Source organism: Gilliamella sp. Lep-s35, from assembly GCF_009795845.1.
GTDB lineage: Bacteria > Pseudomonadota > Gammaproteobacteria > Enterobacterales > Orbaceae > Gilliamella.
Genome location: NZ_WTEX01000038.1, coordinates 1 through 9021 on the forward strand (window position 1 = coordinate 1; position 9021 = coordinate 9021).

Here is a 9021-nt window from a genome sequence, read left to right on the forward strand (position 1 = left end):
AATTTATTTAATAAAATCCAAATTAAAAATCCTGTTTATGGTTTAAATAAAAAAATAAACCCCGAATTATATCGAGGTTTGTCATTAATCTGGCGCTTAATAGCGTCTTTTTATTATTAAATTAATATTATTTTTGGTTTTTTAGCCGGTAACGCGAAGGCCAAATTTTCTCAACAGGAACTTTTAAATATTCAGAAATAATTCGCTCATACTTAGGACAATGTCGATATAAAGCATTTCTTAAAGTGTCAGCCTGCAATCCACTATCTCTCGACAATGCTCTTAGACTTCCGCCTCTTATTTTAATTTCACCAACCACTCTAGATGGTGTCCAGTCTTGATCTTGTTCTCTCATTATGAGATCCTCTATTAGTTAACTTCTTTCTATTGTAAAGATTATCGATATCATAATTTTAAAGATAAAAAATTATATAGCAAGAGAATAACACATAAAAAAACGAATTAAAACAATAAAAATTAAAAACACATAAAGTGGAATGAAAAATGACAGAAAACAAAGTAAAAAAACATGATGAAGCGGAAAAAACTCGAATTTTAACTAATACAGGAGTAATTAACTTTAGAAAGAGATTAAATCTTGTATTAGAAGGTATATCTGGAAATGCTTTTGCCAAAAAAGTGGGTATGTCAGAAGCAGTAATAAGAGATTATTTATCGGGCAAAACCTACCCTGCACTAAATAGACTAGCTATTATTGCGCAAAAATGTGATGTCCCTATTGAGTGGTTAGCGACAGGAAAAGGAGAATGCCGTTTATTACCTGAATCCGCTGGTCGGGGAGTGGTACATATTCCATTTCATCATTTAAACGAAACAAATATATCTTATTCTCAAATCAAATCAATCCCATTTGATATTACTTTAATAAAACATCATGGTTGCAATCACGAAAACTTAACTGCGCTATGGGTAAAAGGTGATAGTATGGAACCTACAATATCAAATCATGACATTATTATTATTAACAAAGCACATAACAAACCCATTGATGGCTATTTGTATGCTGTTGAATATGAAGATCAAATCAGTATCAAACGCATACAAAACCAAGGCGCTAATTTGGCATTACTTTGTGATAATCCTAAATATCCGGCCATTATTGGTGATAGGTCTGGACCACAAGAATTTAACATTATTGGATTAGTTGTGTATCTTTTAAAAGATTTCAACTAATGCCATTTATTCTTTAAATAATACAGATTTAGAAGTTTTGACAGATAAAACTGTATTATTCTTAGTTGTTTGATTCTTTTTTTACGATAATTGGCTTCCCCAAAAATGTTAAAAACTTTTGGGAAAGCATGTGTTTTAGTATAAAGTTAAAATAAAAATCGAATCAACACAACCATCAATATCAGTATAACTTTATGCTTTTTTCCTTAATTATGCTAAAATTGATACCAAGTTTTTTATTAATTTTAGTTATTAATATAGCCATTATGTCAAATATAAACACTCGAAAAAAAGTCGTTGTCGGTATGTCTGGTGGCGTCGATTCATCTGTCTCAGCTTATTTATTACAACAAGGATACGATGTTGTTGGATTATTTATGAAAAATTGGGAAGAGGACGACACTGAACAATACTGTTCAGCAGCTATTGACTTAGCTGATGCGCAAGCTGTTTGTGATAAATTAAACATCAAATTACATACAGTTAATTTTGCTGCCGAATATTGGGACAATGTATTTGAACATTTTTTATCAGAATACAAAGCAGGAAGAACACCAAATCCAGATATTTTATGTAATAAAGAAATAAAATTTAAAGCTTTTTTAGAATATGCGGCAGGAGATCTTGGTGCTGATTTTATTGCTACTGGACATTATGTTCGTAAACGCGAAACAAACGGAAAAGTTGAATTATTGCGAGGTATAGACAGCAACAAAGATCAAAGTTACTTTCTTTATACTTTGAGTGAAACACAAGTAAGCCAAAGCCTATTTCCTGTTGGCGAGCTTGAAAAACCACAAGTGCGTCAAATTGCCGAAAAACTTGGTTTAGCGACAGCTACAAAAAAAGATTCTACAGGTATCTGTTTTATTGGTGAACGAAAATTCAGTGACTTTTTGGCTCGATATTTGCCTGCACAAGCAGGAAATATTCGCACTGTTGATGGAAAAGTCATCGGTCAACACCAAGGGCTGATGTATCATACATTAGGACAACGTAAAGGATTGGGTATTGGTGGTTTAAAACAGGCCGATGACACACCATGGTATGTGGTTGACAAAGATTTGACTAATAACGAATTAATTGTAGCACAAGGTCATGCTCACCCTGCACTATTTTCAAACGGATTAATCGCTCAACAACTACATTGGGTTGACCGTAAAGTAGTAACGGAGCCATTTAGCTGCACAGTAAAAACACGCTATCGTCAATATGATATCGCTTGCCAAGTGATACCATTAGCTGATGACAAAATCAAAGTCATATTTGATAATCCCGTTGCGGCTGTTACACCTGGCCAATCCGCAGTCTTTTATCAAAACGAGGTTTGCTTAGGTGGTGGTATTATTGAAGAACAAATAAAAAGCTGCAAGGAGTACTAAATTGAATAATAAATACCATCATATTGCCATTGCTCTTGCTGGTGCGACACAAAGTGCTATATTAGTACCGCAATTAGCTAATACCGGTATTTGTAGTGCTACTCTTTATGAACAAGCAATAAAAAGTATATTTAAAACCTCGCCAAAAACAACGGACGATGTTTATGATGGTATTAAAAATGTTAAAACAGGGTTACAAACGCTAATACAACTATTATCGTCAGGACAAAAAGAACAAACTCAAATTATTCGTTACTTGTTTGGCGCTCTTAGTATTACAAGTAAATTATTAAAAAATAAAGACGCATTAGATAAGATAGACCAACGATTAAAACGTATTTCAGGACTTTATTCTGATATGAGCGAGCAAACCGTTAGCATCAATGTTGATGATCTATCCTATTCATTAGCGGGGATTTATTCTGATTTCGTTAGCCCAATATCAACTAAAATCAAAGTTACTGGCCGAATTGAATTTCTACAAAACTCATTAGTGCAAGCAAAAGTAAGAACGGCACTTTTGGGTTGTGTCCGATCGGCCATTTTATGGTACCAAGTTGGCGGCAGTCGTTTTCAGTTTATATTTAGCCGTAAACGCATTTGTGATGCTGCCCAACAATTATTAGACCAAATTAACTGCACAAACTAAATTGTACTTTATTACTGATATTTCAAAATAACAACGGAGTTAAACCGATGGAATTATCTGCACTTACTGCTCTTTCGCCAATTGATGGACGTTATGGTGACAAAACCACAGAATTGCGCACTATTTTTAGCGAATATGGTTTATTAAAATACCGTGTTCAAGTTGAAGTTCGTTGGTTACAAAAACTAGCCTTACACGCAGATATTTTAGAGGTTCCAACATTAAGCCAATCAGCTATTAATCATCTTAATCAAATTGTAGACCAATTTAGTGAGCAAGATGCAAATCGCATTAAAGAAATTGAAAGAACCACAAATCACGATGTCAAAGCGGTAGAGTACTTTTTAAAAGAAAAAGTCAGCACCAATGAAGAATTACACGCTGTCAATGAATTTATCCATTTTGCTTGTACATCAGAAGATGTTAATAACTTATCTTATGCATTAATGCTAAAAACTGCCAAAGAAACCGTCTTAGTGCCATATTGGAATAAATTGATTGAAAAAATCACCTCACAAGCCAAGTCTTATCGTGATTTACCGCTACTTTCAAGAACGCACGGACAACCTGCTACACCATCAACAATAGGTAAGGAATTTGCCAATGTTGCTTACCGTTTAAAACGTCAATTAAAGCAACTACAATCGGTTGAAATACTAGGTAAAATTAATGGAGCCACAGGCAATTATAATGCACATATGGTTGCTTATCCTCAAGTGAATTGGCATCAATTTAGCGAAGAATTTGTTAGATCACTAGGGTTAAATTGGAACCCTTATACTACTCAAATCGAACCTCATGATTATATTGCCGAATTTTTCGATTGTGTGGCTCGTTTTAATACCATTATGATCGACTTTGATCGTGATGTTTGGGGATATATTTCGTTAAATCACTTTAAACAAAAAACCATTGCTGGCGAAATTGGCTCATCAACAATGCCACATAAAGTCAACCCAATTGACTTTGAAAACTCAGAAGGAAATTTAGGTATTGCTAATTCTATCATGAACCACTTAGGTAGCAAATTACCTATTTCTCGTTGGCAGCGAGACTTAACCGACTCAACGGTATTACGCAATTTAGGTGTAGGTATTGGTTATGCAATTATTGCTTACCAATCAACTCTAAAAGGCTTAAATAAACTTGAAGTTAATCAAGACCATTTACTTGATGAACTTAACCGTAACTGGGAAGTACTAGCCGAACCAATCCAAACCGTAATGCGCCGTTACGGCATTGAAAAACCCTACGAAAAACTCAAAGAACTAACCCGAGGTAAACGTGTTGATGCCAAAGGCATGCAAGAATTTATTGACTCATTAGATCTGCCCGAAAGCGAAAAAACACGACTAAAACAATTAACACCAGCTAACTATATTGGTTATGCAGTTAGTTTTGTTGATAATTTAGATTAATCACTTAAATTCAATTAGCTAGATACATTTTACACGGTATCTGGCTATATTAATTTTTTTAAGTGATTGTATTAATTAATACCGATATCCAAATTATGCAATAAACATAAATCATTTAAGCAACAATAAAACGGAAAATCCCCTTGAACATTCGCATTGCAACACGAAAAAGTCCTTTAGCGCTATGGCAAGCTAAATTTGTTAAGCAACAACTGCTAGCTGCTCACCCCAATTTAACAGTGGAATTAATTCCCATGGTCACTAAAGGCGATATATTGCTGGATAGTCCCCTATCAAAAATTGGTGGTAAAGGGCTGTTTGTTAAACAGCTTGAACAAGCCATATTGAATAACGAAGCCGATATTGCAGTTCATTCAATAAAAGATATTCCTACTGAGTTTCCAAAGGGACTAATACTAGCTACCATTTGCAAGCGAGGCGATGTTCGTGATGCTTTTATTTCAAATAAATATTCAAGCATAGATGAGCTTCCCGATAATGCCGTTATTGGAACATCAAGTTTACGACGCCAATGCCAGTTAAGAGCTAAATATCCACACCTACAAATTAAAGATCTCCGAGGCAATATAGGTACTCGCCTAGCTAAACTTGATAATCAAGAATATGATGCAATCATTTTAGCTTCTGTTGGTTTAAAACGCCTAAAATTAGAAAATAGAATAAAACAATATATTGATACGGACTTAATTTTACCTGCTGTTGGTCAAGGTGCAATTGGAATTGAAACTCGAACAGATGATAAAAAAATATTAGAGATTCTTTCAGTACTTGATGATAAAGATAGCCGAATTTGTATCCAAGCAGAAAGAGCAATGAACAAAGCCTTACAAGGTGGTTGCCAAGTGCCCATTGCTTGTTATAGCCAACTATGCAACGATATTTTAACTTTACAAGGATTTGTTGGACGTGTTGACGGCATGCAAATAATTAAAGCTCAATTACAAGGCCCTGCAAGCCAAGCGAAACAATTGGGTCACAATTTAGCAATACAACTATTAAACCAAGGTGCCGATAAAATATTACAGGAATTAAATGGCGAATGATTTATGTAACAAGACCCTCGCCAGAAGGCGAGGAGCTAACTAAACAATTAAACCTTGCCAATTTATCAGCAACTCACATTCCTTTATTTGATATATTACCCGGAGCTGAACTGGTTGATTTAGAGCAACAACTTAATTGTCTTTTACCATCAGACATTGTAATTGCACTATCACCACAAGTGATTCACACCATCAAAACTCATTTGCCCAACTTATCTTTTCCAGCAAATAGGCTCTATTTTGCAATTGGTAAAAAAACAGCAGAATTATTAAGCCAACTAACCACAACCAGAGTTAATTATCCTAAACAAGAAAATAGTGAAGGTTTATTAGGCTTGCTAAAAAGTACAACACTGACACATCGTACTGTCCTCATTTTACGGGGGAATTTAGGAAGAAATTTATTAGCCGACACATTAATAACCCAGAAAGCTAAAGTCAAAATACTAGAATGTTATTACCGCAAACCAATACCCTATTGTGATAATATTTTGGCTAACAATGTAAAAAACCAAATCATTATTATTACCAGTGTTGAGCACTTAATGCGACTTGAGCTTTATTGCCATGAACAACACAAACAGCAAGCACAACTCATTGTTACTAGTGAACGAATTTTAAAAAAAGCACAACAGTTAAATTGGCAAAAAATTTTGCAAATAGAAGGGGCAAATAATCAAATTTTATTTAAAACAACGTTAACTCTATGTCATAATGCCAGTATCAATTTCTAATGAATCTAAATGAGGTCATTTATGCCGTTAAAATATTATGGTGCCAATGCGACACTTTCAACAATAAGCACAACTTCATTTAGTCAACCAACAATAACCGCGATTGAAAATAAAGCGAATGAAACTATGAAAAAAGATAAAAAAGATCAAACAACTACTCAACCAAGTCCTGCTGTAGAATCGAAAGCTCAAAGCAAAAACATTAATAAAAACATTAATAGTAGTAATGACAATAACACAGGTAAAGCAACAGTTTCAAAACTATCGATACTAGCTATAGCGTTAACCGCTTGTTTAGGTGGTTTTGGTTTTTATTATGGGCAACAGCAATTTGCAAAACAGCAAAAGACCATCTCAACATTACAAACAGAACTGGCCAATTTAAAACAAACAACCAAGCAGAGCATAACAAATGATTTACACAGCAGTATTGACGATGCTGTTAACAAACAAAATCAACAGTTCAGCAAATTAGAACAGCGAGTAGAACGTCAACTCGGTGATCAGCAAAAAGTACAACAACAATTAAGCAACCAAGTGAATGACACCTTAAAGCTAAACGAACAAAGTTTACAAAACATCAACGAACGTTTAGCCGCTATGTCAACAACAGATCATAAAATTTGGTTAATTTCACAAGCAAATTATTTAGTCCATTTAGCAGGGCGTAAAATTTGGAATGACCAAGATTACACATCAGCACGACTATTACTTAAAAGTGCCGACGAAAGCCTAGTTCAAGCTGATGACCCTAGCCTATTACCAGCACGTCAAGCAATTAGTAAAGATATAAACTCACTTGCTCAAATCAGTTTTGTTGATACAGATGGCATTATTATTAATTTAATTGGACTATCAGATGCCCTTACTGAATTACCTTTAGTTGGCAATTATCAAGAAATTGACCTTGGCATGACACAATATAACGAAGACTCAGCCAATAAAAATGATACCCAAGCAGTTCAAGTCGAAAACATTAGCACAGAGAACAATCAACAAGAGCATACAAAAGAAGTAACATCGTCAGTCAGCGACTGGTCTAGCAATTTATTAAGTAGTGCAAAGACTTTTATGGATAAATTTATCACCGTTGAAAAGCTCGATAATAAAGATAATAACTTCAAAGAATGCTTACAACAAGCAGGTCAAGATGAAAAACAAATCGTCCACTGCCAAATATTAAAAACGCCATTGAGCATAGAACAATCGCTTTACCTGCGTGAAAACATCCGTTTTCGTCTATTGATTGCCGCACAAGCAGTGCCAAGACATCAAGACTTAATTTACCAACGCGCACTTAGTGACACTGCAACTTGGGTTAATGCTTATTTTGATGGTAACGCACCAAGTGTTAAAGCATTTATTAATGAGCTTGATAATTTACAAAATCAGTCAATCAGCAATCAAAATGTGCCTGAAAACCTAACTAGTATCAGCGAACTTGAAAAACTAATGCAAACTCGCGTTCGTTCAATGTTGGCAAAATAGGAGAATAATCATGATAAAAATATTAATTATTTTCTTAGTGCTAGTAGGTGGATTTTTCCTCGGTCCGTTATTACAAGGCCATCAAGGCTCAGCAGTATTTGAATTTGTAAATTACCGTGTCAGCATGTCATTTAATTCATTTATGATACTTGAATTAATTGGCCTGCTTTTCCTTTATTTAATTTATTGTATTTTCAATAAAATATTTAACTCTAAAACAGCCCTAGGCAACTGGTTACGTTTAAAATCACCTAAAAAATCGATAAAACGCCTTGAACAAGCACAAATTTTATTATTAGAGGGTAATTATCAACAAGCAGCAAAACTCTTTACAAAAAGTGCTAAAGGGGCAAAAAACACCACGTTATCGTATTTACTTGCTGCACAAACACAAATTGACAACGATGAATTAATTCAAGCCAACCAATCGTTAGAACAAGCGGCTAGAACCTGTCAATCTAAAGAGATGTTTGCCTTTCAATTAGTACAAATTCGATTACAACTAAAAAATCACGAATATGCAGCTGCACGTATTGTGCTAGAGCAACTACTAAACGAAAAACCGCGTAACGTTGAAGTACTCCGATTAGCCGATCAACTTTATTACGAAACTGGCGATTATCAAGCTGTTATCGATCTATTACCAGCAATGTATAAAGCTAAAGCTTATAATGAATCGCAACTAGATCAGTTTAAACAAGTGGCCTATATTGCCCGAATCAAACAATTATCAACTGACAGTGATACGCAAGCACTAACCAAATGGTGGCATGCGCAACCACGAGCAATATTAAATAATATGACATATCAAAAAGCGATGGCAACCTATCTTAATCAAATCGGCCAAAATAGCGAAGCTGAAAAACTATTAAAATCGATTAACAAACTTGAACAAAAAGAAAGAACTTAATAAAACATAAAAAAAACAGGGCAACTGCCCTGTTCAGATTAATGACAAACCTCGATATAATTCGGGGTTTATTTTTTTATTTAAACCATAAACAGGCTTTTTAATTTGGATTTTATTAAATACATTAAAAAATAGCCTAAAAAAATGTAACAAAAATAGCTTTATCGCTATTTTCTTGATAT

9 protein-coding genes are annotated in these 9021 nt (G+C 34.3%); 8 read left to right on the forward strand and 1 reads right to left on the reverse strand.

Features of this window, described 5'->3' with window-relative positions; all coding sequences use genetic code 11:
- Positions 1-127: 127 nt before the first annotated feature.
- Positions 128-355, reverse strand: coding sequence for a helix-turn-helix domain-containing protein (locus GQ590_RS11265; RefSeq protein WP_065637078.1), 228 nt, complete (start codon positions 353-355; stop codon positions 128-130).
- Between the two features lie 149 nt (positions 356-504).
- On the opposite strand from GQ590_RS11265, the gene GQ590_RS11270 reads away from it, so the two are divergent.
- The 8 genes from GQ590_RS11270 (at position 505) to GQ590_RS11305 (ending at position 8839) form a co-directional block, all read left to right on the forward strand.
- Positions 505-1194: a LexA family transcriptional regulator gene (locus tag GQ590_RS11270; protein ID WP_160409115.1), complete on the forward strand. Its 690-nt coding sequence runs from the start codon at positions 505-507 to the stop codon at positions 1192-1194.
- Positions 1195-1460: 266 nt separating this feature from the next.
- Positions 1461-2576 (forward strand): tRNA 2-thiouridine(34) synthase MnmA, encoded by a 1116-nt coding sequence (gene mnmA, locus GQ590_RS11275; RefSeq protein ID WP_160409117.1) that lies wholly within the window; start codon positions 1461-1463, stop codon positions 2574-2576.
- Between the two features lies 1 nt (position 2577).
- The gene (hflD, locus tag GQ590_RS11280) at positions 2578-3225 is read left to right on the forward strand and encodes a high frequency lysogenization protein HflD (RefSeq protein ID WP_160409118.1); all 648 of its coding nucleotides are present in this window, start codon (positions 2578-2580) and stop codon (positions 3223-3225) included.
- 47 nt (positions 3226-3272) lie between these two features.
- Positions 3273-4643, forward strand: a complete 1371-nt coding sequence (gene purB, locus GQ590_RS11285; protein ID WP_160409120.1) for an adenylosuccinate lyase — start codon at positions 3273-3275, stop codon at positions 4641-4643.
- Positions 4644-4780: 137 nt separating this feature from the next.
- Positions 4781-5707 (forward strand): hydroxymethylbilane synthase, encoded by a 927-nt coding sequence (hemC, locus tag GQ590_RS11290; protein ID WP_160409128.1) that lies wholly within the window; start codon positions 4781-4783, stop codon positions 5705-5707.
- A complete protein-coding gene (locus GQ590_RS11295) occupies positions 5704-6441 on the forward strand; it encodes a uroporphyrinogen-III synthase (protein ID WP_160409122.1) in 738 nt (245 codons plus the stop codon). The genes hemC and GQ590_RS11295 overlap by 4 nt, the downstream gene beginning before the upstream one ends.
- A gap of 21 nt (positions 6442-6462) precedes the next feature.
- Positions 6463-7929, forward strand: coding sequence for a uroporphyrinogen-III C-methyltransferase (locus GQ590_RS11300; protein ID WP_160409124.1), 1467 nt, complete (start codon positions 6463-6465; stop codon positions 7927-7929).
- Positions 7930-7939: 10 nt separating this feature from the next.
- On the forward strand, positions 7940-8839 hold the full coding sequence (locus tag GQ590_RS11305; protein WP_160409126.1) for a heme biosynthesis HemY N-terminal domain-containing protein: 900 nt from the start codon (positions 7940-7942) through the stop codon (positions 8837-8839).
- Positions 8840-9021 lie beyond the last annotated feature (182 nt).

What these genes read in the sequence shown, in the direction of transcription:
- purB (WP_160409120.1), top strand. Translation starts at nt 3,273, where the DNA reads ATGGAATTATCTGCACTTACTGCTCTTTCGCCAATTGATGGACGTTAT.
- GQ590_RS11305 (WP_160409126.1), top strand. Translation starts at nt 7,940, where the DNA reads ATGATAAAAATATTAATTATTTTCTTAGTGCTAGTAGGTGGATTTTTC.
- GQ590_RS11300 (WP_160409124.1), top strand. Translation starts at nt 6,463, where the DNA reads ATGCCGTTAAAATATTATGGTGCCAATGCGACACTTTCAACAATAAGC.
- GQ590_RS11270 (WP_160409115.1), top strand. Translation starts at nt 505, where the DNA reads ATGACAGAAAACAAAGTAAAAAAACATGATGAAGCGGAAAAAACTCGA.
- GQ590_RS11295 (WP_160409122.1), top strand. Translation starts at nt 5,704, where the DNA reads ATGATTTATGTAACAAGACCCTCGCCAGAAGGCGAGGAGCTAACTAAA.
- GQ590_RS11265 (WP_065637078.1), bottom strand. Translation starts at nt 355, where the DNA reads ATGAGAGAACAAGATCAAGACTGGACACCATCTAGAGTGGTTGGTGAA.
- mnmA (WP_160409117.1), top strand. Translation starts at nt 1,461, where the DNA reads ATGTCAAATATAAACACTCGAAAAAAAGTCGTTGTCGGTATGTCTGGT.